The organism is Bacillus sp. SA1-12 (assembly GCF_000981385.1).
Classification (GTDB): Bacteria; Bacillota; Bacilli; order Bacillales; family Bacillaceae; genus Metabacillus.
In genome coordinates, this window is the sequence record NZ_LATZ01000133.1 from 1 (window position 1) to 26,455 (window position 26,455).

Consider the following 26,455-nt stretch of genomic DNA (forward strand, 5'->3'; position numbering starts at 1 on the left):
TGCCGCTCACTTCCTTCAGATTCCATGTCACCATAGACACCCTTGTGTTAGGCTAACTGTTACTTCTGTCTTCACAGTTCGGGACTTTCACCCTATAGATTACACCCATGCTGGGCGCACTTAATAGAAGGGAAGGGCTTGGGCCCTTCCTTTTTATATTTTATCTCCGAAAAACCGAAACCATTTTTTTAAAGCAGCGTTATTTTGCCAGCTCATAAATTGCTTGGGCATATATCGCTGTTGCTTTTAAAAGGTCCTCTATTACTATATACTCATCCTTTTGATGGGCTATATCCGGCCTTCCTGGAAACAACGGACCGAATGCGACACCTGCATCTAAGGATCTCGCATAGGTGCCTCCTCCTATTGCAATTAACTTTGCTTTTTCACCGGTTTGCTCTTCATAAACATGCTGCAACGTTTGAATAAGAGGATGCTTTTCATCAACATGATGGGGCTTAGAATCATTAAACCTTTGCAGTTCAAATCCCGCTACTTTTGACAATGCTTGTCTAATCTGTTCTGAATCTCCTGTAACCGGATAACGGATATTAATCCCAAGCTGTCCAGCAGATTCATTTGTATAGGACATAACACCAAGATTAACTGTCAAATCACCGCTGATATCATCAGAATAAGCAATATGAAGATTATTTCCTCGCGTATCACCTTCAAACAACGTAGCGATTGTCTGGATAAATTCGTTGCCCTTTTGATCTAAATTAAGTTTTGTTAAAAATAGAGCTATTAAAAGTCCGGCATTTACGCCATTATTCGGCTCCATCGCATGAGCTGATATCCCTTCAATTGAAAATGTGACAGTTTTGCCCTCAACCTTGCTAGTCCCTTTTACTTTCTGCTCAGCTATGTAATTGTTAAATGAATCAACAACAGATTCTGCTCCTCCATCTTGATTGATTTGTATTGTCGCTTGGGCAAAATCCGGCACCATATTAAACCTTCTGCCGGAATGAAAGGCTTGAAGAACCACATCGCTCGATATCGTTTCAACGTTAGAAGTTTGTATGAGTGTAGCATCAATAATTCCTTTTTCAGCAAAAATGATTGGGAAATCTGCATCAGGTGCAAAACCCATTATTGGCATCTTTTCATGCTTAAAATAATGTTCAACACATCTCCATTCACTTTCTTCATCTGTCCCGATAATCATACGGACAGGCTTTGATAATGGCAGATTAAGTTCTTTAAGAATCTTCATTGCATAAAATGCGGCAATTGTCGGCCCCTTATCATCGAGAGCACCACGTGCAAATATCTTTCCATCTCGGATTTCAGCACCAAAAGGGTCACTCGACCAGCCATCACCTTCAGGTACAACATCAATATGACAGAGAATGCCTACAATCTCTTCACTGCTTCCTGTTAGTTCAATATGCCCCGCATATCCATCAAGATTTTTCACTGTAAAGCCAGCGTCCTCTCCCATCTGGAGCAAATGCAACAGGGCCTCATTAATGCCTTCACCAAATGGAGCGACTTTACTCCTAGAAGCTTCATCTAATACACTTTTAATTTGCAGAAATGTTTGTGTTTGTTTCACAATCTCTTCTTTTCTCTTTTCCACTTCTTCTTTCCAATTCATTCCTAGGCCTCCTTTAACTTCCTTCACTAAATAACATACCAAACACTATTGCAGGATAAAAGAGAATAGCATAAAAGAAACATTATTCTCTCTATTATTTTAGGTCACGCATCTTAAATATATGGTATTAAATCATTTTCTTCGAACTTAAAAAGATTGTAGAAAACTATTGCAAAATAAACTAATAACGAATATTATTATAAAGGTTTTGAATAATGTTCGTAAAAAACGGGGGTTTCTATGTTTAAATTAGCAGAAAACAATACAAATGTAAGAACTGAAATCATTGCTGGACTTACAACCTTTTTAACAATGGTTTATATAGTAGTCGTAAATCCAATTATATTAGCGGACGCAGGCGTACCATTTGATCAAGTATTTACAGCTACCATTATTGCAACAATCATCGGTACATTATGGATGGCCCTAGCTGCTAATTACCCTATCGCAATCGCTCCTGGTATGGGGTTAAATGCGTATTTTGCTTATTCTGTTGTTGGATCAAATGAAAATATTTCCTATGCGACTGCCTTTTCAGCTGTATTCGTAGCAGGTATTATTTTTATCCTTTTATCATTAACTCCATTTCGAAAAAAACTAATTGAAGCAATCCCAAGCAACTTAAAAAATGGAATCACAGCCGGAATTGGACTATTCATTGCCTTTATCGGTCTTCGATTAACCGGCATTATTACAGCCGATCCTAATAATCTTGTGGCTTTAGGTGATTTACATTCTCCATCTGTCATACTCGCATTAATTGGACTAGCTGCAACGTTAATTTTAATGAGCATGAACATACATGGTGCATTATTCATTGGCATGGTTATTACGGCAATTATCGCCTTCTTTACTGGACAGCTGGAATTTAAGGACGGGTTTGTTTCTAATCCGAGCCTTCCTGAAGGGCTGCTGATCACAAATCCATTCGCAGCTATTGGTGATGTCATCATACACGGATTATATACCGTAGTCTTTTCATTTTTATTAGTAACAATTTTTGATACAACTGGAACTATGATTGGTGTCGCCCAACAAGCAGGTTTAATGAGAGGAAATGAACTTCCAAAGGCTCGTACTGCTCTGATTGCAGATTCAGCAGCAACGACTGTTGGGGCCATGTTTGGAACTAGCCCTACTAGTGCCTATATTGAGTCATCTGCAGGTGTGGCAGCAGGAGGCAGAACGGGATTAACGACATTAACAGTCTCCATATTATTCGGACTTACGCTTTTCTTCAGCCCATTAATTGGCGCTGTTTCAGGTATCTCAGCAATCACAGCGCCTGCTCTTATTATTGTCGGAAGCTTAATGATGGGAGCTGTTGCAAACATAAATTGGAAAGAGCTTGATGAAGCCTTTCCTGCCTTTTTAGTCATTCTCAGTATGCCATTAACATCAAGTATCGCTACTGGCATAGCATTAGGCTTTATTTCCTATCCATTGATCAAACTCGCTAAAGGCAAATGGAAAGAGGTACATCCCTTTGTGTACCTTTTTGCCGTGTTATTTTTCATCCAATTAGCGTTTATTGGAGGGCACTAATATTTGAAAGAAAAAGGGTCAGATATCCGCCTTCCCTATGTAGGGAAGGTAGAATCTGACCCTTTTCTTATTTTTCCCGTTTTTCGAGACTCTCTTTTTCATAAAATAGCTGAAAAATGATATCTTGATTATAATTTCCAAATCCGCTGCCAAATAGAGTAACTCCGCCAACATTCTCACTTTCTTCATGAACAGCAATCCGAAATGTCCATTGCTTCTCCCTAATATTGACTTCATTTATGGTAAGATCAGATAGTTTATTTCCATCCATATATGTACCATCTTCTGCTATTCTTAGCTTCTTTAAAAGACCGTATTGGTTGACAACACTCGGCCACCAGGAAGGCGTATATTTGCCGCGGCTATCCCCATAATCCCCCGGGCTTGTCCACGTCCCTAAATGGACATCATTAAAGTAAAAATCAATATCAGATGGCCAGTTGCTATTTGTAAAAGGGGCTTCAGATGAAAGCTCAAGAGAGATTTCGAGTTCAGTGGGATGCTGACTAGCAAGCAAGTAATTCGGAACCTTATACTCTATATAACCTTTATAAAACCATAATATTTTTGCATTTACCCGTTCCGCATCAAAGAAATAACGGGGATCATCGAACTCACCAATAATTTTTTCAACTGTCGCTAACCCGCAAGTTGGTTCCACCTGTAAATCTGTATAGTGACCAACAGAAACCTCTGTTTGATGGAATATCTTTTGCTTTTCCTCCTTCCTTGGAAAGGTAATTTCCATTTTTTCAACGTATAGGACACATAGCTTCTGGATTCCGCCTTTGCCCGGTACACGGTCCGTACGAATGATACCCGCTTTTTCAAGCTTCTTAATATGCATGCTCATAATGGCACTACTTAACCCTAATGCTTCTGCCAGTTCTTTCATATTTCTTGGCTGTTCAGCTAATAATTGAATGATATTAAGCCTAACATTACTTGCAAGCGCTTCAAAAACAGGCAAGGAATGCTTTGAAATATCTAGTTCCATAAATAATCCTCCGTTATTAATATATATATTAATAATGATACACTTGTATTTATCTTTGGACAAGACAGACCTTTTACTATTTTAAAATATGGAAAAAAAGATTAAAAGAAAAGAGAAAGCCCCAAAAAATATATTAATAAAAACAAAAAAGGGGACGATCCCTATAAGTTAATCTTTAAAACAAAATAGTGACTGTCCCTATTATGAAATAAATTAATAATACTGCTTTGTTAAAATCATTGGTCCTTCCTTTGTTATTGCAATGGTATGTTCGTATTGAGCAGAGAGCTTGCCATCAATTGTTCGGGCAGTCCAGCCATTTTCATCCATTTTGGACCCCCATGCTCCGATATTAACCATTGGTTCAATTGTAAAAACCATTCCTTCTTTTAAACGTAAGCCTTTGTTAGGCTGCCCATAGTGGAGAACAGTTGGTGCTTCATGAATTGTTTTACCGATACCGTGCCCGGTAAATTCTCTTACAACTGAAAAGCCTTCTCCCTCTACAAATTCCTGAATCGCATGACCAATATCACCAAGTCGATTGCCTACATGAGCCTTTTCAATGCCCCTTTTTAATGATTCTTCTGTAATTTCCAACAATCGCTCCGCTTCATCAGAAACTTCTCCAACTGCATAGGACCAAGCTGAATCAGCAAGTGCACCATTTAAATTCACAACCATGTCAATCGTAACAATATCTCCATTCTTTAACGGAGAACTTCTCGGAAACCCATGGCATATTTCATCATTTATAGAAGCACATGTCGCAAATTCATAACCTTTATACCCTTTCTGTTCAGGTGTTGCACCATGGTCCTTTAAATAGGAATCTACAAACGAATCGATTTCAAGTGTCGTCACACCGGGTTTGATCCGTTTTTTAATCTCTTTATGACAATTAGCCAATAATTGACCGGCTCTATGCATTAATTCAATTTCCCGTTTGCTTTTTAAAATAATCAACATTGCTTCCCTCCACTTACATAACAAATACTTGCGACCTTTTGTTTTACAATAGAATTGTTAAAAATGTTAATAGTCCCGTGAAAAATAAGATAAAAAGAACCCCTGTGTAAACATATAGCTTTTCACACTTTTCTGTGCAAGGATAAGGTAGCTTTGCTCCTTTTCAACATCCATTTCATATGTTTTATATTCAGATTGAGACAGTCTTATCAGTCAAATAGTGAGGCAAATTAAAAGCAGCAAACAACAACTAAAACTAGTATGCTCATCTGGCTGATGACAATATATGATAAAAAGCCAGCAATTAGAAAGATAAAACGTAAGAAAACCATTTTCTCCAAAATCGAGATTCGTAAACAGTCTGCTTAAAGCTAACCAGGAGACCATTAAAGCTAAAAAATAGAGGATCAGACCCGTATATTGTACGATTCCAAATTCTCTTAAATGCCTAGTCAAAGGAAAAAGCTATACATAAAGAGTTAGCATAGTTGTGCTTTTACCAGCCCCGTTTGGACTAATCACTCTGATCCATTCCCCTTTTTGTAATGAAAACTCCAGCCTTTTCTATTGGTACCCTTAAAATCGTCATTGCCTTGACCTCTCTCCTTTCATACGGTAAATTTAGGAAAAATATTCACTTTACTTGAAAAAGATTCAATTTATTGTCATACTATTCAGAATATACATCATATAGTTTTATTGTGTATGGCGCGCGCCTCCTAATATATGCATGGCAAATATGTTAATATTTTGTAAAAGTATTCTTTTTTCTGGATTATTGGTGTCGAAATCGTGTAAAATATTGTTGTAACGTTTTACCACTTAATTAAATATGTATGAAGTGACATCTGTAGTTGCAGTCATCGAAAGGTTGTAGCAGGCATTGCCAGTGCGATCAAACGATAAGGAGTGGTTTTTTGAAACCTTCAACAAACCGTATGCTAACCAGAATCAAATCAGTCTACATGTTTATTAATGAGCGGGGAACTGTGACCACACAGCAACTTGTTGACGAATTTGGTATTACACCAAGGACCATTCAACGGGATTTAAACGTGTTAGCATATAACGATTTGGTACACAGCCCAACAAGAGGGAAATGGGCGACTACAAAGAAAAAAGTTAAGATGTCATCGTAAGAAATAATCAATGAATAATCACGTATATACATAGAAGGAACCTTGTTTGACAAGGTTCCTCTTTTTTGATTGTATATGAAATCCCTACAAATTAATAGGCTGTGCTTGTCTTAATTCTTCTACCTCATCCTCAGTCAACTCACGGTATTCACCAATTTTTAATTCCTCTTCATCCAATTCAATTGGTCCCATCGCTATTCTTTTCAAGTATGTGACCTTTTTTTCAACCGCCTCAAACATGCGTTTTACTTGATGATATTTTCCTTCTGTAATAGTTATATGGATGGTTGATTGGTTTCCAGAAGTAAGAATCTCAAGCTTTGCAGGCTTTGTTACATAGCCGTCATCCAATGTAACTCCCTTTTTAAAAGCAGCTATATCTTCTACTGTGACCTCCCCTAAGATCGCAGCAAAATACGTTTTTGGTACATGTTTTTTTGGAGACAGCAATTGATGGGAAAGCTGACCATCATTTGTCAATAACAATAATCCCTCAGTATCCTTGTCAAGTCTTCCTACAGGAAACGGCTGATAAACCGCATCCTCCATTTCAAGCAAATCAATAACCGTTTTTTGAAATTCATCTTCAGTAGCTGATAAATAACCTGCAGGCTTATTCATTAGCAGATAAATAAATTCCTTGTAGCTAATGGCCTCTCCATTAACCGTTACGTTCTGTTCTTCTGGATTTACATGTATTTTTGGATCTTTTATAATTTCCCCATCAGCCTTTACGACTCCGGTTTTTAATAGTTTTTTCACATCTTTTCGACTTCCAAAGCCGACATTCGCTAAAAGTTTGTCTATTCTCATTTATTTTCACCACACGATCATATAGTTAATGTTGAAAAAAACCCGGTTTTGAACCGAGTTTTTCAAGATAAAACTCTATAAATTAGGTTTTCCCAAAGACCTAGTGTTTACTTTGCCACAAAACATGGCGAAGTTAGTCAATCTTTCAGAAATATAACCTAGCCATTAGCACGGCGTTTTCGAACAAATCTGTTCAGCCGGTTTCCAATTATCTTCTCCAGTAAACGGGAACGATAAGCTAAGTATAGGTAAACAAATCCTCCAATTGCAACGGCAACGACTGCTACAATAACTGATTGCATCCTTCCATCCTCATAGTTAATCATAACACCAAGCAATGATTGCAGGACAGATAAAACAAGACCCATAAATGTACTTAAAATCAATATCAGAAAAGTCCTTTTAACTAGCAGTCTAAAGGAAATGCCCGAATGGCGTTTAATCATCGCAAATCCGTAAATTAATGAAACCGTGTAACCTGCTGCAGTTGCAATAATTGAGCCGATACCCTCAAACATTTGAATAAGTGTCGTATTAAGTGCAAGCTTTACTAAAATCCCAAGGACTAAGCTAATGACTGCTAATTTTTGCTTGTTCAAGCCCTGCAATATAGCAGCGTTGACTGTAAAAAGTGAAAAAAGCAAAGCCACTGGAGCATACCACATTAAAATGCTTCTTCCAATCTCTTCTGAACTTCCGGCATAAAATACATTGTAAGCAGGTCCTGCTAAAACAGATAGCCCTACAACCGCCGGAATAACAAGGAGCATGATCATTTGTAAAGTTTGATCAATTTGCTTATGCAGCAAGCTCCGATTATTCTGTGTAAAAGATTCCGTGATCGAAGGAATGAGTGTTAATCCAAAGGCTGTTGCCAATGAAACAGGGATCATAACAAGCTTTGGAACATACAAAAGTAAGACCGCAAACATATTAATCGTATATGTCTCATCTTTTCCTGCTTCAAACATTGCATGATTAAAAGAGCTTGTATCAATATAGTTATAAATAGGAATTGCCAAGCCAACAAAAACAAACGGACCTGCATAACGAAATACTTCTTTAAACATTGACCCAAGCGGCAATGCCTTCGTTTCTACTCTATTTGCCTGCATCGCTAAAAGCGTATGCTTCCTGCGGATCCAATAAAAAAACAGCACAAGCAATCCGCCTATTGCCCCAACAAAAGCTGCAAATGTTGCGTAACCAACAGCTAAAACAAAGCTTCCTTTTAATACGTTTATAATAAGATACGTTGCCCCTAGTAAAAAAACAATTCTGACGATTTGTTCAATAACTTGAGAAACAGCCGTTGGCCCCATCGATTGATGTCCTTGGAAAAACCCGCGAATTAAACTCATTAACGGGACAACGATTAGCGCTAAGCTGACCATTCTAATAACCAGGATGGCATCATCGACAGTTATATTACTGATTTCATTTTCTGCAAGTGCTCCTTTTGCAAAAAACGGTGCACTCATATATAGAATTGCGAAAGCAAGAAATCCTGTTAAAAGCATCACCACTATTCCAGCTTTAAACATTCGCCTGCTCGTTTGATAATCTCCCATAGCATTGTATTTCGAAACAAATTTAGAAACAGCTGCAGGAAACCCAGCTGTGGCAATGCTTAGGAATATTGTATATTGTGCATATCCGGTTTGATATAATGCAGCACCTTCTTCTGGAACCATCGCTGCAAATGGAATTAAATAAATCATCCCCAGTATACGGGAAAGATATGTACCCAATGTTAAAACAAACGTGCCTCTTATTAATTTATTCGACATATTTTTGATTCACCATTCTTCTCTATGAAGATTCAACTTTTCTATTTTACCACAATCCTGTGCTTATACCACAGTTTGTAACAAGGTAATGCCTTTTCAAAAATGAATATTTGTCGAACATCAATCATTTTTTGGCTTTTTTTCATCTTCGACTATAATAGGAGGAGTGGACAAAGATTGGTGTGAAGGTTGTGAAAAGAATAAATGAATTACGATGTGTTAGTAATTGGCGGCGGTCCATCAGGCTTAATGGCAGCTATTGCAGCAGGTGAGCAAGGGGCACGCGTGCTGTTAATTGACAAAGGCAACAAGCTCGGCAGAAAGCTAGCGATCTCTGGAGGCGGCCGCTGTAATGTGACAAACCGCTTGCCAATTGATGAAATAATTAAGCATATTCCAGGAAATGGACGGTTTTTATATAGTGCCTTTTCCGAATTTAATAACGAAGATATCATTTCGTTTTTTGAGAACCTGGGAATCAAATTAAAAGAAGAAGATCATGGCCGCATGTTCCCTGTGACCGATAAAGCTCAATCTGTCGTTGATGCCTTAATTAATGAATTAAATCGTTTAAGAGTAGAGATACGTACGAATGATCCTGTTAAAGATGTACATTACGATGATGAAAAAGTGCAGGGTGTGGAGCTTGTTAGCGGGGAAAGAATCTCTGCTAAAGCCATTGTTCTCGCAGTAGGAGGGAAAAGTGTTCCACATACAGGCAGTACCGGAGATGGCTACGTTTGGGCTGAAAAGGCGGGACATACAATCACAGAATTGTTTCCGACTGAGGTGCCAATCACTTCAAACGAAGCTTTTATTCGCGAAAAACAATTACAGGGACTCTCTTTACGGGATGTTGCTTTAAGTGTCTTGAACCCAAAAGGAAAACCGATTATCACTCATAAAATGGACATGATCTTTACCCATTTTGGTATTTCCGGTCCAGCTGTTTTACGCTGCAGCCAATATGTAATAAAGGCGATGAAAAAATTTAAAACAAATTCGATTACTGTAAGCATTGATGCAATCCCTAATACAAATGAGGAACAGCTTTTTCAATCAATGGTAAAAGACTTGAAACAAGATGCAAAAAAAGCCATTAAAAACGTTTTAAAAGGATTATTACCTGAACGTTATTTATTGTATTTATTAGAGAAGAATGAAATTGATCCGCAAATGACCTATGATCATTTATCAAATGAAAAGCTTCGTTCATTTGTCAAAGATTGCAAGCAATTTCAATTTGAGGTTCATGGAACACTCTCCATTGAAAAGGCGTTTGTTACTGGTGGAGGCGTTTCTGTAAAGGAAATTCATCCAAGGGAAATGTCATCTAAATGTAAAGAAGGGCTTTACTTTTGCGGAGAAATTCTTGATATCCATGGTTATACAGGCGGATACAATATCACTTCTGCTTTAGTTACCGGACGGCTTGCGGGAAAAAATGCAGCGCTCTTTACAAAATAAGATTTTAACGTAAGAATAAAATCAAAGCAGGCTGTCACGTTGGATGGTGACAGCCTTTTTTCATTCTTTCATATTAACCCTTCACCGACCCAATCATAACGCCTTTTTCAAAGTATTTTTGAATAAATGGATAAACGATTAAAATTGGTAATGTGGAAACAATAATCACACCGTATTTTATTTGATCGGCATATTTCTGAGCATAACCTCCTGCTGCACCACCGCTTCCAGCACCCTCTGCAAATACTTGGTTTGAGATCAGAATATCTCTTAAAACGATTTGCAGCGGCTGCAAGCTATAATCCCTTACATAAATTAGCCCTGTAAAGAAATCATTCCAATGCCAGACTAAATAATATAGTCCGATAACCGAAATAACAGCTTTTGACAGCGGAAGAACGATTTTAATAAAAAATGTGAAATGGGAGCAGCCATCGATTTGTGCCGCTTCATACAATTCCTTTGGTATATTACTCTCAAAAAACGTTCGTGTAATAATTAAATTAAAGACATTAACTGAGAAAGGAATAATAAATACCCACATCGTATCAATTAATTGTAAATCTTTCATCAGTAAATAAGTTGGAATTAATCCCCCATTAAAAAACATGGTGAACACGAAGAAAAACATTAAAAATCGTCTTGCCCGAAATTCTTGTCTTGATAAAACATATGCTGCCGGTATCGTTAGCAATAGATTAAACACTGTACCTAGCAATGAATAGAGCATTGTATTTTTATAGCCCACCCAGATTCTTGAATCTTGAAAAATTTCCTGATAGCCAAATAAACTAAATCCTTTTGGAAATAACAGCACCTTTCCGGTCGAAACTAAGGTAGAGTCGCTAACTGATGCGATAATAACAAAATACAATGGGTAAGCGATGATTAGAAAAACCAAAGCACAGATGAAATAAACACATATATCAAACATCATATCGTAAACATTTTTACCTTTTTTCGTAAGAAGCGCCATGTCATCCCCTCCTTTTACCATAAACTAATATTAGAAACTCTCTTTGCAATGTAGTTCACCATGACTAGCAGTGCAAAGTTAATGAGGGTATTAAACAGCCCGATGGCCGCTGCATAACTAAATTGACTAGAGATAATCCCAATCTTGTATACATAGGTTTCAATAACCTCAGAAACAGGAAGATTTAACGGGTTTTGCATTAAAAATATTTTCTCAAAGCCGGTACTGATGATCGAGCCCATATTTAGAATAAGCAAAATGATAATGGTCGGAATAAGCGCTGGTATTTCTACATTGCGAATGATTTGCCACCTATTTGCCCCATCAATTTTCGCAGAATCATATAATTGAGGATCAACACTTGCAAGCGCTGCTAAATAAATAATGCTATTCCAACCGACATGCTGCCATATATCAGACAGAACATATACAGGAATAAATGTATTAGTTGAAGCTAGCAAATTGACATCGCCTAACCCTAAAGCACTCATTAAATTGCCGACAATACCTGTGTTAGGGGATAATAAAACATTTAGTAATCCTACCAATACAACGATGGATATAAAATGAGGCAAATATACGGTTGTTTGGAGGATTTTTTTTCCCCTTTTCCACTTAATTTGATTGATTAACAAGGCCAAAATAATCGGTGCGGGAAAGCCTACAATAATGGTTGCTAAACTAATCGAAATTGTGTTTTTCAATAAATCTGTAAACATATGACTTTCAATGAATTGTTGAAAGTATTTTAGGCCTACCCATTCTCCCCCTGTAAGCCCTTTGGTAAAATCGAACTCACGAAATGCCAATTGAATCCCATACATTGGAATATAGTTAAAAACAAAGATTATGATAATCGCCGGAAGGATCATCAGCCATAGCTGGTAATCCCGCTTAAAGGTATTCAAAACCGTCTCTTTTTTTTCTACATTCATTCTTGCAACATTATTCGCTTTGTTAGTCTGAGAGCTTATAAAGGCCATAAAAACATTCTCCTTTATTTATAGGAGATGCAAAGATATAACACTTCCGCTTTGCATCCCCTTAGGTCATTTTTATTGCTGATTGCTCATGTATTCGTCGTAATATTTTTGTCTAATTTCAAGGGTTTTATTTATGCCTATCTTCTCTAATTCAGCAACATAAGCATCCCATTCTGAATCAATTCCACCTTCCGTGATCCATTTTGAATATTTCGCCATGCCCAGATTCATCATTTCTGTATTTATTAAACTCAACGTGTTGTTGTCCTCATCACTATATTTAATAAACATACCAGGATAAACGTCTTTTTCCTTATCAATTGATTCGAATGCCGGCTTCAGCGGTTCAGTTTGAGAACCAACGGACTGCATATCTGTACCAAGTGTGAGTTTTAAAGTATCTGAAATATACATTGGTCCATTATCTGCCCAGGTTGTTGTCCATTTCCATGTGCCTGGATCCATTTCTTTGTCTTCTGGCGGTAAAACGCTGTATGAACCATCACCGTTATCCTTAATATTTGTACCTAAAGAGCCAAATAAAACCTGCATACTCACTTCCGGATTATACAATTCATTGATGAATTTCATTGCAGCTTCTTTATTCTCACTTTGTGCAGACATTTGAATAAAATTAACCCCAAAGTTTAACGTGTTATAGTCATAGCTCCATGAAACCTGTTCAGCAGAGTTAGCGGATGCCTTTAATGGAGCCATTGATTGATATTGCGGAGCAACTGTGTTTCCGAATCGATCCGTCAGTTCCCATCCAAATGTATATCCAACTTTTGCATACTCATCTTGACCGCGGGCAACTGATTGGTATTTTGTGTAGTCTTGAGTAAAGACTTCAGGATTAATTAGTCCAGCTTCCCAGCATTTATTTAAGAAGCTAATCACTTCTTTATAACGTTCATCTATTAAAAAGTTCTTTACTTTACCATCTTCAACAAAAACTCCGTTTCCACTGCCGTCTGTTAATGTTATTCCCAAGCTGCCCATTAAAACGGTTGGCTGGAAATAGCCAAATCCTGTTGTACCTGTCGGGGCAAAATCCATTGGAATTTCATCATTAGGATCACCGTTTCCATTGGCATCCTCATCTTTAAATGCTTTCAAAACCACAAACAATTCATCCCATGTAGTTGGCTTTTCTAATCCTAAGTTGTCTAACCATGTTTGATTGATAAACTGCCTTGTAGCGGTTTCAGGCCAAAATCTCTGATATTTTGGCAGGCCGTAAATCTCCCCATCCTTTTGGGTTGATAGCGCTTTTAATTCAGGCTTCTCATCAAACATTTTTTGTACATTTGGTCCATGCTGCTCTATTAATTCAGTTAAATCTTGAAACAAGCCTGTGAATTTTGCATATTCTGCATCTGTAATCGCATTTGGACCAACAATTAAATCTGGAATATCACCTGCAGCAAGCATCGCCCCTTTTTTCTGCGGCCAATCAGCTGTTACCTCTTCCCACTTTATTTCAACACCTGCTCGTTCTTCAGCTTCTTGAAGCCATTCCATTTTTTCAAGCTCTTGTGTAAGTGGGTGTTTTGTAATGAGTGCCGTTAAGACAACTTTACCGTCTTCTGACTTTTGAACGGTTTCCTTATTGCTGCACCCTGCCAAAGCAGCGGCTAAACTTAAGCAAAGCACTATCAGTATTGCTGTAACCTTCCTCATGCTACCTTCCCCTTTGTTTGTTTTTATATGAAACAGCCTTATGCAAACCCTTACATAAAAGATCAGCATAATAACTCTTTCTACCAAATTTTTCTTCTTCTATTTCCGAATTTCCCAACATATTAACATCTACCTATATTATGAATATATTTGTTAATTGAGAGAATTCACAATTCTATAGAATTCCTGTCTTTTTTTTGGATTTTAGAAAAATAGAGCTGTAGGAAGCGGGAAGGATTTTACCTAATTTTGCATCAAACTTGAGATGTAGATAGTTATTTCGAGATTGGAAAACTTCTTAGATTCCTCGTTTTCCTTTCTTTGTAATTCTTTTACAAGCACAAAAAAGAAGGGAGTGAATCGACTCCCTTCCTTTGTTTCATCATGTTTTGTATTTTTCTTTATATTACCTAAATACGATATAAAATTAATGCTGAATAACAATAAAGCTGGTCCCCGTCATCATCAATTGTTACCTCAACACTATATTTAATATCCTTTACCTGATTATCATCCAGCTCTTTTAAGAAATGATTGATTTCTTTCTCTAAATCTTTTTCATGCTCTTCATCAAAAACTGCAACCCTCAGCATTGTCACACATCCTTTTTTACTTTCAATTTATTTCTTTACGAAGCGGAATATGACAAGCTGTAAAAATAAGCATGATAAAACAAAAGAAGGCTGTCAAAAGTTTAAAGGGGGGTAACCCTTTTTTATCAGCCTTCTTCTTATGTATATGATTAGATAGTGCTTTTCGGCTTTGTTTCTCCTTTATAATCAAGCATGCCGCCAGCCATATTCACTACTTTATAACCCTTTTCCTGTAAATAGGCACAAACATTTCCGCTGCGTGCCCCAGAGCGGCAAATAAAGATTGTTTCCTTTTCTTTATCAATTGCATCAAGATGCTCTGGAATATCATTCATGCGAATATGACGAGCATGCGGAATCATCCCTTGCTCCACCTCTTCATCCTCACGCACATCAATCAGCTCTAGTTTTTCTCCTTTTTCAAGTCTTTGCTGTATCTCTTCAGGAGATATTTCCTTCATTTCGTACATATCGTACACCCTTTCAGTTTTAATACCTGCATTATATCAATATTAGATATCAGGTTCCAGTTTCGGGAGCATGTCGTGTTTCAGTAATGTCTTTTATTTTGTGCCTTCTGAATTCCTCAAAAAAAACCGACTAAGCAAGTAAAAACATTACCTGCTAAGTCGGTCTAAAAAATTAATTGGCAACGATATTAACAAGCTTGCCTGGAACAGCAATCACCTTGCGAATCGTTTTTCCAGTCGTATGTTCCTTCACACGATCATCTTCAAGTGCAATTTGCTCAAGTTGATCCTTTGTTACATCTTTTGCAACTAGAAGTTTAGCACGAACCTTTCCGTTCACTTGAACAACAATTTCAATTTCATTCTCCACAAGCTTCGATTCATCGAAAACAGGCCATGCTTCATAAGTAATACTTGTATCGTGACCTAGTTTACTCCAAACTTCTTCAGCTAAATGCGGAGCAATTGGAGAAAGTAATTTTACAAAGCCCTCTACATACTCTTTAGGTAGGACTGTAGCTTTATAGGCTTCATTAATGAAGACCATTAATTGAGAAATCGCTGTGTTAAAACGCAACCCTTCAAAGTCCTCTGTAACCTTTTTCACTGTTTGATGATATACACGCTCAAGTGCATCACTTGATTCATTAACAACTTTTGGACTTAATTCACCATTGTCTTCAATAAATAAGCGCCAGATTCGATCCAGAAAACGTCTTGCTCCATCAAGACCGGTTGTAGACCATGCAATGGATGCTTCTAAAGGTCCCATGAACATTTCATATAAACGAAGTGTATCTGCACCATGTGTTTCTACAATTTCATCAGGGTTTACAACATTCCCTTTTGATTTACTCATTTTTTCATTATTTTCACCAAGAATCATTCCTTGGTTAAATAGCTTTTGGAATGGCTCCTTTGTTGGGACTACTCCGATATCGTATAAAAACTTGTGCCAGAAACGAGCATAAAGCAAGTGAAGAACTGCGTGCTCTGCTCCGCCAATATAGATGTCTACTGGAAGCCATTGCTTTAATTTTTCGTCATCAGCAAGTGCCTCACTGTTTTTCGGATCGATATAGCGCAGGTAATACCAGCAGCTTCCCGCCCATTGCGGCATAGTGTTTGTTTCTCGGCGGCCTTTCTTACCTGTAGCAGGATCGGTAACATTGACGAAATCTTCAATATTAGCAAGCGGTGATTCACCAGTACCTGATGGCCTAATTTCAGTCGTTTTTGGCAAAACAAGCGGAAGCTCTTCTTCAGGAACTGCCGACATTGTTCCATCTTCCCAATGGATGATCGGAATCGGCTCACCCCAGTAGCGTTGACGGCTGAACAACCAGTCGCGCAGACGATAGGTAACCTTCTTTTCTCCTTTTTTGTTCGCTTCAAGCCAAGCAATCATATTTTCAATCGCTTCTTGCTTACCAAGACCATTTAAGAAATCAGAATTTACATGCTCACCGTCCCCGGTATACGCCTCTTTTGCTATATCTCCGCCACTTACAACTTCTTTAATAGGCAAGTCGAACTTTTGAGCAAATTCATAGTCACGCTCATCATGGGCAGGTACAGCCATGATGGCACCCGTTCCGTATGTTGCAAGTACATAGTCTGCTATCCAAATCGGCGTTTTTTCGCCATTTACCGGGTTGATTGCAAATGCCCCTGTAAATACACCTGTTTTTTCTTTTGAAAGTTCAGTTCGCTCTAAATCACTTTTATGTTTTATTTCATTTATATAAGCTTCCACTTGAGCCTTTTGCTCAGCAGTTGTGATTTTTTCTACTAAAGCATGCTCAGGGGCTAATACTGCATATGTTGCACCGAATAATGTGTCAGGACGTGTGGTAAATACAGTGAAGCTTTCGTCATAACCATCAATCGTAAAAATAACATGAGCACCTTCAGAGCGGCCGATCCAATTGCGCTGCATGTCTTTAATGCTTTCCGGCCAGTCCACTTCTTCAAGGTCTTCAAGAAGGCGGTCTGCATAAGCAGTAATTTTTAACATCCACTGCTTCATTGGGCGACGTTCTACAGGATGTCCGCCACGCTCACTTTTCCCATCAATAACCTCTTCATTTGCTAAAACCGTACCTAATGCCGGACACCAGTTTACCGGTACTTCATCAACATAAGCCAGTCCCTTTTTATATAGCTGTAAAAAGATCCATTGTGTCCATTTGTAGTACTCAGGATCTGTTGTGTTTACTTCACGATCCCAATCATAAGAGAAACCTAATGCTTGGATTTGTCTACGGAAATTATTAATGTTTTGCTTAGTAAATTCCGCCGGATCATTTCCTGTATCAAGTGCATATTGTTCAGCTGGAAGCCCAAATGCATCCCAGCCCATTGGGTGCAGAACATTAAAGCCTTGCATGCGTTTCATGCGTGATAATATATCTGTCGCTGTATATCCCTCAGGATGTCCTACATGCAGTCCGGCACCTGATGGATATGGGAACATATCAAGTGCATAAAACTTTGGTTTTTCTGCATTCTCTGTCGTTTTAAATGTTTTATTTTGCAGCCAGTAGTCTTGCCATTTTTTTTCAATCTCTTGATGATTGAAGCTCATCTGTTTTCCTCCTTAAAGCTGGATCTTAATATATTGTTAACCGCTTGAACGGATCAAAGTAAGTTCACTTTCCATGTATACCCTTTGAAAATGGGATACAATAATAAATAAAATATGAAAAAACCTCCCATCCCAAACAGGGACGAGAGGTTTAATTCCCGCGGTACCACCCAACTTTGGCATAGTGACATGCCCACTTTGACATCCGTAACGTGGATAAACGACAAACATTACTTCACCAAACGAGGCTTTCACATTTGTACTCAAAGGCGAGTTCATCAGCAAAAATCGATTGACTCACACCAGCCGTCAACTCTCTGGACTCATTTATGCAGACTACTACTCCTTATCTCCGTTCATGTTGTATATAGATTTAAGATTATTTTATATAAATTTGACCTGAGATGCAAGCAAACACTTATTTTTATTTTGAGACTGCTCTCTTACTTGCCTTACTCCCTATTGAATGGTGTACCCCCCATCAATTACAACTGCCTGGCCTGTTACACCTTTTGCTTTTTCACTTGCCAGGAAGATGGCATAGTCTGCAATTTCCTTTACGGTTAATAAGCGTTTTTGCGGAATGAGCGGATAGAGAACTTCTTCTAGGACATGCTCAACGGGCACCTGCCTTGTTTTGGCTAAATCCTTTAGTTGGTTTCGAACAAGAGGTGTGTCAACATAGCCAGGACATAAAGCATTTACTGTTATGCCGTGCTCTGCACCTTCTAATGCTGAAACCTTCGTTAAACCAATAACCCCATGCTTTGCGCTATTATATGCTGCTTTCCCTGCAAAGCCGATTATTCCATTGATAGAAGCGATGTTTAGAATCCTTCCAAATTGCTGCCTTTTCATAAGGGGAAAGACATGCTTTGTTGCGATAAAAGGTGCAACCAACATTACTTTGATAAGCAGTTCAAATTTTTCAGTTGGAAACTCTTCTATATGTGCAACATGCTGCAGACCTGCATTATTAACCAACGTATCAATTCTGCCAAATGCCGCCTCAGCTTGTTTCACTGCCTCTATTATCTCTTGTTCTTTCGTAACATCACATTTCAATCCAATGGCTTCCTTCCCCAAATCCTTCAGCATATGAGCACTTTCAGCTACTTGTTGTTCATGTAAATCAGTTAACACTACCTTTGCGCCTTCCATAGCAAAAGCCTTCGCCAGCTCAAAGCCTATTCCTTGAGCCGCACCAGTCAATAGTACAACCTGTGATTTAACCACAATGATCACCCTCCGTATTTAAATCCCTAGTCCGAATGAGAAAAGAATAATGGCTAATACAACTGCTAACGCCGGAACAATGACTGTTAATGCCCCAACTGGATAATAGGCATCCTGATGAGATTCACCACAAATACCCCGAATGGTTGTCACAACATACCCGTTATGCGGCAAAGAATCTAACGCACCTGATGAAATAGCGACTACGCGATGCAATGCCTCCGGATTTACTCCCATCTCCATATAGTGCGGAGCAAGCAGCGGGAGTGCAATTGCCTGACCTCCTGACGCTGAACCTGTCATCCCTGCAATGACACTAACTGCTATGGCTCCACCAATAAGCGGGCTGCCTGGAATACTTGTCATCGCATTAACAGCGACTTCAAATGCCGGTACAGCTTTCGCCACCCCGCCAAATCCAACAACAGCAGCCGTGTTTCCAAGTGCTATTAGTGCACCGAGCGTTCCTTCTGAAACAGCATTCCAAAATGATGTGAAATACTTTCGGTTTAATAAATAGGAAGCAATGACTCCACCAAGCAACGCAATTATTAACGCTGATTGCTGTAAGGAATCATGGAAAACAAATGAAATAATTAGGACAACAATAAGCGGAATCAGCCCTGTTATTGGATGGGGCAGTTCTTTATCTTCATTAACAGGATCATGGGCACGGGCAATAAATTTTTCACCATTCGCCACTGCCTTCCTAATCATTCTTCTAAGCCACCAATAGCCGAAAATCATCATAAATACTGCACAAATTAAACTAACCTCCCAGCCTGCATATGGGGATGTCTCCAAATATTCAATTGGAATCCAATTTTGAATTTCAGGTGAGCCGGCAGATGTCATGGTAAAGGTGACAGAGCCGAATGCTAATGCAGCAGGAATAAAACGCCGAGGTAAATCGGCCTGTCTAAATAAACTAACCGCCATAGGATAAACAGAGAAAGCGACTACAAACAAGCTGACTCCGCCATATGTTAAAACAGCACATGCTATGACGATTGCTAGTACAGCCCTTTTCATTCCAATTTTTTCAACAATCCATTTTGAGACACTGTCAGCTGCCCCGCTGTCCTCCATCACCTTTCCAAAAATCGCGCCGAGTAAAAACATTAAGTACCATGATGCAATAAAACCCGAAAAGCCTGTCATATAGTTTCCGACAAAATTCGCTTCCCCCTTACCAACCAGCTGCGGGAATAGCGGCAAACCGCTGAACAAAGCAACAAATAGAGCACATAGCGGTCCAGCTACTAATAAATTCATACCTCTCATGGTTAAGTAAATTAAAAGTGCTAAACCTCCAATTAATCCAATCATACTTAACATATGTTTATCCCCCTTTGTTACCTCTTTATTGAGCAGTTAGTAGTTTCACATACTTTTAAGCTATTAAGCTGGATTTTTTTCAGATGATAAGACTGTTTTATTTTTGTTAGATCCGTCTAGGTGCGCATTTCCAACAGAAAATATGACGTTTATCAGTAACCGCTTTCAATTTCATTCGCAAGCTCTATCGTTTTGAATTGAGTTCCCACCTCCTATTTTAAAAATATATTTTGCAACTTCTGTGCCAACATTGAGGAGATCTAAAAGACGGAAAAAAATATTATATGTCAGCCCATTCATTCCGAATTTATGGAATTTTTTTGAGGACAATTACTTGTCCAATCAAATGGGTAATTCTGCATCAACAAAAAAAGAACAGTCCATCTTTCTGGACTGTTTTCCGTTTTTCTGGACTTCGTTAATCAAGCCCATATTTTTGCACTTTTTCATACATACTTGATTTACTAATTCCCAGCGCTATAGCTGCTTTTCTTTTATCTCCGTCACATTTTTTTATGGTTGTGAGCAGAATATTTTTTTCAGTTTCATTGAGCATTTCCTTAAGTGAGGCCGTTTTTTGCTGAATGACAGCTGGCTTTTTTATATAATCAGGTATTGCCTCTAACGTAATAACATCTGTTTTAGCAAGATGGATGGCCGCCTCTATGACATTTTCTAATTCACGAATATTCCCTTGCCAGTGATATTGCTGAAAAGTATTCATTACCTCTTCGTTAATCATAGAAATTCGTTTTCCTGTACGCAATGAAACCTTTTTTATAAAATAGCTTACTAACGTCTCAAGATCCTCCATTCGTTCACGCAAGGCAGGGATAAACAACGGAATCACACTAATCCGATAAAATAGATCACTGCGGAAAGTATGATTTTGCATGAGAAGCTCAAGAGGACGATTTGTAGCTGTAATGACGCGGACATCCAACGATATTGATTTTGTCGATCCTATTGGCTCCACTTCCTTTTCTTGAAGGACTCTCAGCAGCTTTACTTGCATATGTAAGCTCATATCACCTATCTCATCAAGAAAAATAGTCCCTCCATTAGCTTGCTGAAATTTCCCTTTCTTTCCGCCCTTTTTTGCCCCAGTAAATGCACCGTCTTCATAACCAAATAATTCAGACTCCAAAAGCTGCTCAGGAATAGCGCCGCAGTTTACTTTAATAAATGGTTTTTCACTCCGGTTGCTAAGCAGATGGATGCTATGAGCAAATAATTCTTTACCTGTACCGCTTTCACCCCTTATTAAAACAGAGCTATCGGTTGCAGCAATCGATTTAACTTTTTCTTTTAATTCAGTCATAACCAGGGAGTTTGATTGAATATCATTTAATGTATACTTAGCACCCGTCAGCTCTTGCCGCTCAATGTAAGATTGAATGGACGACAAGTGATGACGTACATGTGAATTCATTTCATGCCATTCCTTTGTATCGCGAAACATAACCGTGCCAAATGCTCCAACTACCTTTTTATCAGCAAAAATGGGAGTGCGGTTTGCAATCATGTAGTTCCCTCGAATATATTGAAGATCTGCAATCTCCTCTTCCCCTGTCTGGACTACAATATGCATTCTTGTGTTTTCAATTACTTCTGTTACATGCCGGCCAATTACCTCTTCTTTTGTAACCTCGCAAAAGCGGCAATAGTTGTCATTCATATAAATAATGTTACCGTTGGCATCAACAATTACGATCCAAACGTAAGCGTTCTCAATAACCGTCTCAATAATCTCCTTAGCATACGGAAAACGTTGATTTAACATTTTACCTTCCCCTAGCAAATGTTTTTATTTTAATCGTAACATATTGCATTTGACTTAAATAGGGGACTGTTCCCACAATGCTGTGAGGACTGTCCCCATTTACACCTATTATGTTTTCACAGCTGTATTATCTACTGCTGGTTTCAGTTTTTTATCGTAAAGAATAGTAGTAAAGATTCCAATAATTAATAGACTAATAATGACCATGAATAGGAAATTGATATTATAGTAGTCTGCAATGAATCCGCCAAGAAGCGGTCCTACCATTTTTCCGCCTGTTGCAGTACTGTTTACAACCCCTTGATAAAAGCCTTGTCTTCCCTTAGGGGCCAGGCTATCGGCGATTGTCGGCACTGCAGGCCAGACGAGCATTTCGCCAATCGTTAAAATAATCATTGCGATTAAGAAGCCTATAAAGTGTTCTGCATTTGCTGCTACGAGAAATGAAACAATAAAAATCAGATAGCCAGTCAGCATTTGCTGTTTTATTGTTTTGGCAACATGTTTAACGAACTGCGAAATAATTGGTTGGGCACAAACAATCAGCAGCCCGTTTACAGTCCATAACAAGCTATATTGGTTTAATGGGATATTAAGTGTTTGAGTGTGAGAAGATATCGTTGTCGACCATTGTACATATCCAACCCAGCACAATAAATAACCAATACATAATGTGACAAGTGCCGTGAATTTTTGCGGATCTTTCACAGAAGCCTTTTGCTCCAAAATAGACGTCTGATTAACATGGACTCCTTTAATATTTCGATATCCGAAGAATGCGATCAAGAAAAAAACAGCATATAAGGCTGCGTTTGCTAAAAAGATATATTGAAACGAGATGGAAGCGACGATCCCGCCAAGTGATGCACCAGCAGCAACACCAACATTTTGCGCTACATAAATCGAATTAAACGCCTTTCTTCCGCCTTCCGGCCAAACAGTTCCGGCGAGGGCATATGTAGCAGGAAAAACGATCCCAGACCCGAACCCCATTAGAATAAGTAAATAAATATAAACCGGCCAACCATGGAAAAACATAAGTGTCACAACAGCGACTAATGTGATAATAATTCCTGTCATGATCGATTTAAACCCGCCGATTCTATCAAATAATACACCGCCGATAAGGTTGCCAATGACACCAGCTGCAGAATTCAACATGAGAACAACTCCTGCAACAGTTAACGATTTCCCTAAATGCTCATGTATATAAATTGTGTTCAGCGGCCATAAAAAGGATGCCCCCATCACATTGATCATCATACCGATAACGAGCAGCCATAAAGCACGCGGCATAATAACCTCCCCCTTAAAGTAACTAGATTGTTAACATACAACAAAAACAACGATGAGGCCCGTATAATCTTCAAATAAAGTGAGACTTCCATCAGTAGGTACAACCCACTGATGGTTAGCGAAACTTATCGGATCTTTACGGGCAGTTATCCCTGCTTATCTTCTTTGCTTCTCCCGAATCATGGAACGGGGGTTTTACTGCCAGTTAAGATTGGGACAAAATAAAAATCACGGAAAGCAAAGATGTAAAAACATCTGCTTTCCGCGATGGTTTCATTGATTGTTCTTCTGAAATTTTAACCGCATATTCAGGTGGTTTGCAATAGAAATTAACCACATCCTGCAAAGTTCTAATAATGGGAATTTACCGACTTTTCGCTCATTAGAGATCTATTTATTTAATAGGATGTACATGAGCAGATCATCAACAAATCTGCCATCTATATAAAATTCATTAATCAGCCTTCCTTGTTCAATAAATCCACATTTTTTATAAAATTGGATCGCGTCTGCATTTGTTGCTAAAACACGAAGGGATAATTTATATATGCCCTTTTCAATAGCTAGCTGCATATAGGTTTCCAGAAGCTTTCTGCCAATTCCTTTCCCTTGATAATCCGGATCAACTGCAAGATCGATTTCCATTACATGCTGATTGGTTTTGAGCGGAGTTGGTTGATGAAACCCTAAATATCCTGCTACCTGGCCATTAACAAGTGCAACAAGCTGACTGCCTTCTGGGTTTCGATTTTCATATTCATCAACTGATTTCCACGTGATAGTCGAAGGAGTTGTAGCTGTACTCCATACAATGTGATCAATTTCTATTAACCTTCCAAAATCACTTTTTTTTGATAACCTAATTTCAATTGTCATTATGTAATCCCTCCTATAAACATTATCTCATTTTAGTAAAGGCAAGGCGCAGAATATTTTGGCGACAAGCATTAGGTCAACAGGCAGAAGATGTCCATTCCTTCATAACTGTTTGATTAGATCCAACAGGCAGTTAAAAACTAGGCGTCCTCATCTCTTAACTTCCTCCCTTGCAAGCACAGTGCTTCTATGAAGGTACTTTGGGGCAGGTCACTAATATAAGGTAAAATTATCTACTTTCCTTTTAAGAAAAATGACTGCAATCCCTGCAGTCATTTTTTATAAACTATAGTTCTCTTCTCAGTGCTGAAAGTACATTAATATTTGTCGCTTTTACAGCAGGGCGCAATCCTGAAATCATCGCTACTCCAATACTGATTACAACTGCAATAACCACAAGACTGACTGGGATATATGAGAATGTAATGTTAAATTCACCTTCACTGCCAGTAGCAGAATCGATGATAATTGGCAGAAGCATATTGGCAGCAATACTAATTCCATAGGAAATAATCACACCGATAATAGAACCGACAATGCCGATATAGGCACTTTCCATTAAAAATAATCGGCGTATGATCCCAGGTTGCGCCCCCAATGCTTTCATGATTCCAATTTCTTGAGTCCGTTCTGTTACAGCCATTGTCATCGTATTAAATATCCCTATTGAGGCAATTATAACAGCTACAGTTCCGACAAAGATTAATCCTGCCTTAAAGACATTAAAAAACAAGTTGACACTATCCAGTTCCTCGGTGATTGAGTAAACCATAAAACCTTTATCCTTCAAATCATTAGTAACTTGAGCCACATGTTCTAGGCCTGATGCATAAACGAGCACTTCACTATAAGGAAGCTCTGAAGCATCGACCCCTTCTTCCATGCTTGCAAACGATAAAATCTCTTCTTTTAACGATTCATCGATATAAATATTTGAGTCGATAACCCAATCCTTCGAAGGCTCTGCGGCAACACCGGCGATGGAGAAGGTATATGTTTTTGTTTCTTTCTTTCCTTCAACATCCTTTATAATGGTTATGGATATATCTTTACCAACAAGATCTCCTTCATATCCAGTCGGTTCTTCTATAGGTCCATTTGATTTTTGCATTTCTTTTTCAAATGCTTCTTTTTCAGCCTCGGTCAATAAGCTTTTGGCAAAATGGTATCCGACAATTACTTCATTTTGAGCTTTAGGAACTTCCCCCTTTTCAAGCTTTAAATTCCCTTTCAGCTCTTCCTCCATATTCGTAATAGTGGGCGATACTTCTCCCTTACGGTTCTCGAACGTTACTTCAACAGGCAGATCAATATAGTTGCGGCGAACAACCGCTGTTACATGATCGGTATCTTCTAGCTCATCTAGATTTTCTTTTGTTATTTGTACAGCTGAACTCTCAATCTCTTTTCCCTCTACTCTAACCTCGGTAATGATTTGTTGTGAAGTAATCTCTTCTGTAATGCTTTTTTGAATTCCGAAACCGACAGATGCCAATACAATCAAAAAGGCACAAGCCATCGTTGTCGCTAGAATCGTCATAAACACTCTTAAACGATTTTTCTTCATATTTTTCCACATGAATTTTAACTGATCATTAAACTTCAACGAAGGCACCTCCTTTTGATAACACGCCATCTTGCAGATGGAATTGATGATTGCTGATTTTTGCTACTTCTTCATCGTGTGTAATGATAAAAAAAGTAATTCCTTGTTCTTTATTAAGTTGTTGAATCAATGCTAAAATTTCCTTCTCCGTTTCAGAGTCAAGACTGCCAGTCGGCTCATCTGCTAAAATGATACTTGGCCTCGTGATTAAGGCCCGCGCAATACTTACCCGCTGCTGCTGGCCGCCTGAAAGCTCATTTGGATAATGCTCCGCATGGTTTTCCAAACCGACACTTTTCAATTGCTCCATCACTTGTTTCTTACGTTCCCCTGCATCAATCCCTTTTAAAGTAAGCGGTAATTCAACATTTTCAAATGTTGTTAGGCTGGGGATTAATTGAAAGCTTTGAAAAATAAAGCCAAAATTGTCCAGACGGAATTTCGCCCAATTTTTTTCATTATAAGCAGTTACATTTGTTCCATTAATGATGATTTCTCCAGCAGAAGGGGATATATATCCTGAAATCAAATTAAGTAATGTCGACTTTCCAGAACCGCTGCGTCCTACAATAGAAGCTATTTCCCCTTTATTAATTTTTAAAGAAATATCCTTTAATACAGGTATGCTATTTTCATTTCCCTTTTTCCCCACCTGAAAGGAATGACTTAAATTTCTTACTTCAATCATTAGCTCTCCTCCTGGTC

Annotated in this window: 22 protein-coding genes and 1 other annotated feature; of the genes, 3 read left to right on the plus strand and 19 right to left on the minus strand. The window is 38.4% G+C overall.

Annotation, left to right across the window (positions count from 1 at the left end):
• Nucleotides 1–199 precede the first annotated feature (199 nt).
• Nucleotides 200–1,603, minus strand: coding sequence for a dipeptidase PepV (gene pepV, locus WQ54_RS29110; protein ID WP_046590006.1), 1,404 nt, complete (start codon nucleotides 1,601–1,603; stop codon nucleotides 200–202).
• Between the two features lie 240 nt (nucleotides 1,604–1,843).
• Between pepV and WQ54_RS29115 the strand changes: the two genes are divergently transcribed.
• A complete protein-coding gene (locus WQ54_RS29115) occupies nucleotides 1,844–3,148 on the plus strand; it encodes an NCS2 family permease (RefSeq protein WP_046590008.1) in 1,305 nt (434 codons plus the stop codon).
• Between the two features lie 67 nt (nucleotides 3,149–3,215).
• On the opposite strand, the gene WQ54_RS29120 is transcribed toward WQ54_RS29115, so the two are convergent.
• The 3 genes from WQ54_RS29120 to WQ54_RS35780 form a co-directional block, all read right to left on the minus strand.
• Entirely contained in the window at nucleotides 3,216–4,145 is a 930-nt protein-coding gene (locus WQ54_RS29120) for a transcriptional regulator (RefSeq protein WP_046590010.1), read from the minus strand.
• A gap of 213 nt (nucleotides 4,146–4,358) precedes the next feature.
• Nucleotides 4,359–5,111 (minus strand): type I methionyl aminopeptidase, encoded by a 753-nt coding sequence (gene map, locus WQ54_RS29125; protein WP_046590144.1) that lies wholly within the window; start codon nucleotides 5,109–5,111, stop codon nucleotides 4,359–4,361.
• Nucleotides 5,112–5,579: 468 nt separating this feature from the next.
• Nucleotides 5,580–5,672: a hypothetical protein gene (locus WQ54_RS35780; RefSeq protein ID WP_156178254.1), complete on the minus strand. Its 93-nt coding sequence runs from the start codon at nucleotides 5,670–5,672 to the stop codon at nucleotides 5,580–5,582.
• Nucleotides 5,673–6,031: 359 nt separating this feature from the next.
• On the opposite strand from WQ54_RS35780, the gene WQ54_RS29130 reads away from it, so the two are divergent.
• Nucleotides 6,032–6,253: a DeoR family transcriptional regulator gene (locus WQ54_RS29130; RefSeq protein WP_046590011.1), complete on the plus strand. Its 222-nt coding sequence runs from the start codon at nucleotides 6,032–6,034 to the stop codon at nucleotides 6,251–6,253.
• Nucleotides 6,254–6,337: 84 nt separating this feature from the next.
• Here the strand turns inward: WQ54_RS29130 and WQ54_RS29135 are convergent, their stop codons facing one another.
• Nucleotides 6,338–7,066 carry a pseudouridine synthase gene (locus tag WQ54_RS29135; RefSeq protein WP_046590013.1) on the minus strand — a complete coding sequence of 243 codons (729 nt, stop codon included), beginning with the start codon at nucleotides 7,064–7,066 and terminating at the stop codon, nucleotides 6,338–6,340.
• A gap of 158 nt (nucleotides 7,067–7,224) precedes the next feature.
• Nucleotides 7,225–8,856: a polysaccharide biosynthesis protein gene (locus tag WQ54_RS29140; RefSeq protein ID WP_046590015.1), complete on the minus strand. Its 1,632-nt coding sequence runs from the start codon at nucleotides 8,854–8,856 to the stop codon at nucleotides 7,225–7,227.
• A gap of 204 nt (nucleotides 8,857–9,060) precedes the next feature.
• Between WQ54_RS29140 and WQ54_RS29145 the strand changes: the two genes are divergently transcribed.
• Nucleotides 9,061–10,323 carry an NAD(P)/FAD-dependent oxidoreductase gene (locus WQ54_RS29145; RefSeq protein ID WP_046590017.1) on the plus strand — a complete coding sequence of 421 codons (1,263 nt, stop codon included), beginning with the start codon at nucleotides 9,061–9,063 and terminating at the stop codon, nucleotides 10,321–10,323.
• Nucleotides 10,324–10,396: 73 nt separating this feature from the next.
• Here WQ54_RS29145 and WQ54_RS29150 read toward each other — a convergent pair whose 3' ends face one another.
• The 13 genes from WQ54_RS29150 to WQ54_RS29210 form a co-directional block, all read right to left on the minus strand.
• Nucleotides 10,397–11,299, minus strand: a complete 903-nt coding sequence (locus tag WQ54_RS29150) for a carbohydrate ABC transporter permease (protein WP_046590018.1) — start codon at nucleotides 11,297–11,299, stop codon at nucleotides 10,397–10,399.
• A gap of 14 nt (nucleotides 11,300–11,313) precedes the next feature.
• Nucleotides 11,314–12,234 carry a sugar ABC transporter permease gene (locus tag WQ54_RS29155; RefSeq protein WP_046590146.1) on the minus strand — a complete coding sequence of 307 codons (921 nt, stop codon included), beginning with the start codon at nucleotides 12,232–12,234 and terminating at the stop codon, nucleotides 11,314–11,316.
• Between the two features lie 120 nt (nucleotides 12,235–12,354).
• The gene (locus WQ54_RS29160; RefSeq protein ID WP_046590024.1) at nucleotides 12,355–13,965 is read right to left on the minus strand and encodes an extracellular solute-binding protein; all 1,611 of its coding nucleotides are present in this window, start codon (nucleotides 13,963–13,965) and stop codon (nucleotides 12,355–12,357) included.
• A 410-nt stretch (nucleotides 13,966–14,375) separates the two neighbouring features.
• Complete coding sequence (locus WQ54_RS29165) at nucleotides 14,376–14,558, minus strand: sporulation protein Cse60 (RefSeq protein ID WP_046590026.1); 183 nt, start codon at nucleotides 14,556–14,558, stop codon at nucleotides 14,376–14,378.
• A gap of 149 nt (nucleotides 14,559–14,707) precedes the next feature.
• Nucleotides 14,708–15,028: a rhodanese-like domain-containing protein gene (locus WQ54_RS29170; protein WP_046590027.1), complete on the minus strand. Its 321-nt coding sequence runs from the start codon at nucleotides 15,026–15,028 to the stop codon at nucleotides 14,708–14,710.
• Nucleotides 15,029–15,200: 172 nt separating this feature from the next.
• Nucleotides 15,201–17,615, minus strand: a complete 2,415-nt coding sequence (gene leuS, locus WQ54_RS29175) for a leucine--tRNA ligase (RefSeq protein WP_046590029.1) — start codon at nucleotides 17,613–17,615, stop codon at nucleotides 15,201–15,203.
• Nucleotides 17,616–17,750: 135 nt separating this feature from the next.
• Nucleotides 17,751–17,977: a binding site (T-box leader), on the minus strand.
• 97 nt (nucleotides 17,978–18,074) lie between these two features.
• Nucleotides 18,075–18,851 (minus strand): 3-hydroxybutyrate dehydrogenase, encoded by a 777-nt coding sequence (locus WQ54_RS29180; RefSeq protein ID WP_046590031.1) that lies wholly within the window; start codon nucleotides 18,849–18,851, stop codon nucleotides 18,075–18,077.
• 18 nt (nucleotides 18,852–18,869) lie between these two features.
• Entirely contained in the window at nucleotides 18,870–20,189 is a 1,320-nt protein-coding gene (locus WQ54_RS29185) for a GntP family permease (RefSeq protein ID WP_046590033.1), read from the minus strand.
• 418 nt (nucleotides 20,190–20,607) lie between these two features.
• Entirely contained in the window at nucleotides 20,608–21,972 is a 1,365-nt protein-coding gene (locus WQ54_RS29190) for a sigma-54-dependent Fis family transcriptional regulator (protein WP_046590034.1), read from the minus strand.
• 108 nt (nucleotides 21,973–22,080) lie between these two features.
• On the minus strand, nucleotides 22,081–23,268 hold the full coding sequence (locus WQ54_RS29195) for an MFS transporter (RefSeq protein ID WP_046590036.1): 1,188 nt from the start codon (nucleotides 23,266–23,268) through the stop codon (nucleotides 22,081–22,083).
• A gap of 390 nt (nucleotides 23,269–23,658) precedes the next feature.
• Nucleotides 23,659–24,144 carry a GNAT family N-acetyltransferase gene (locus WQ54_RS29200; RefSeq protein WP_046590038.1) on the minus strand — a complete coding sequence of 162 codons (486 nt, stop codon included), beginning with the start codon at nucleotides 24,142–24,144 and terminating at the stop codon, nucleotides 23,659–23,661.
• Between the two features lie 286 nt (nucleotides 24,145–24,430).
• Nucleotides 24,431–25,750, minus strand: a complete 1,320-nt coding sequence (locus WQ54_RS29205) for an ABC transporter permease (RefSeq protein ID WP_046590040.1) — start codon at nucleotides 25,748–25,750, stop codon at nucleotides 24,431–24,433.
• Nucleotides 25,740–26,438: an ABC transporter ATP-binding protein gene (locus WQ54_RS29210; RefSeq protein ID WP_046590042.1), complete on the minus strand. Its 699-nt coding sequence runs from the start codon at nucleotides 26,436–26,438 to the stop codon at nucleotides 25,740–25,742. The genes WQ54_RS29205 and WQ54_RS29210 overlap by 11 nt, the downstream gene beginning before the upstream one ends.
• Nucleotides 26,439–26,455: the final 17 nt, after the last annotated feature.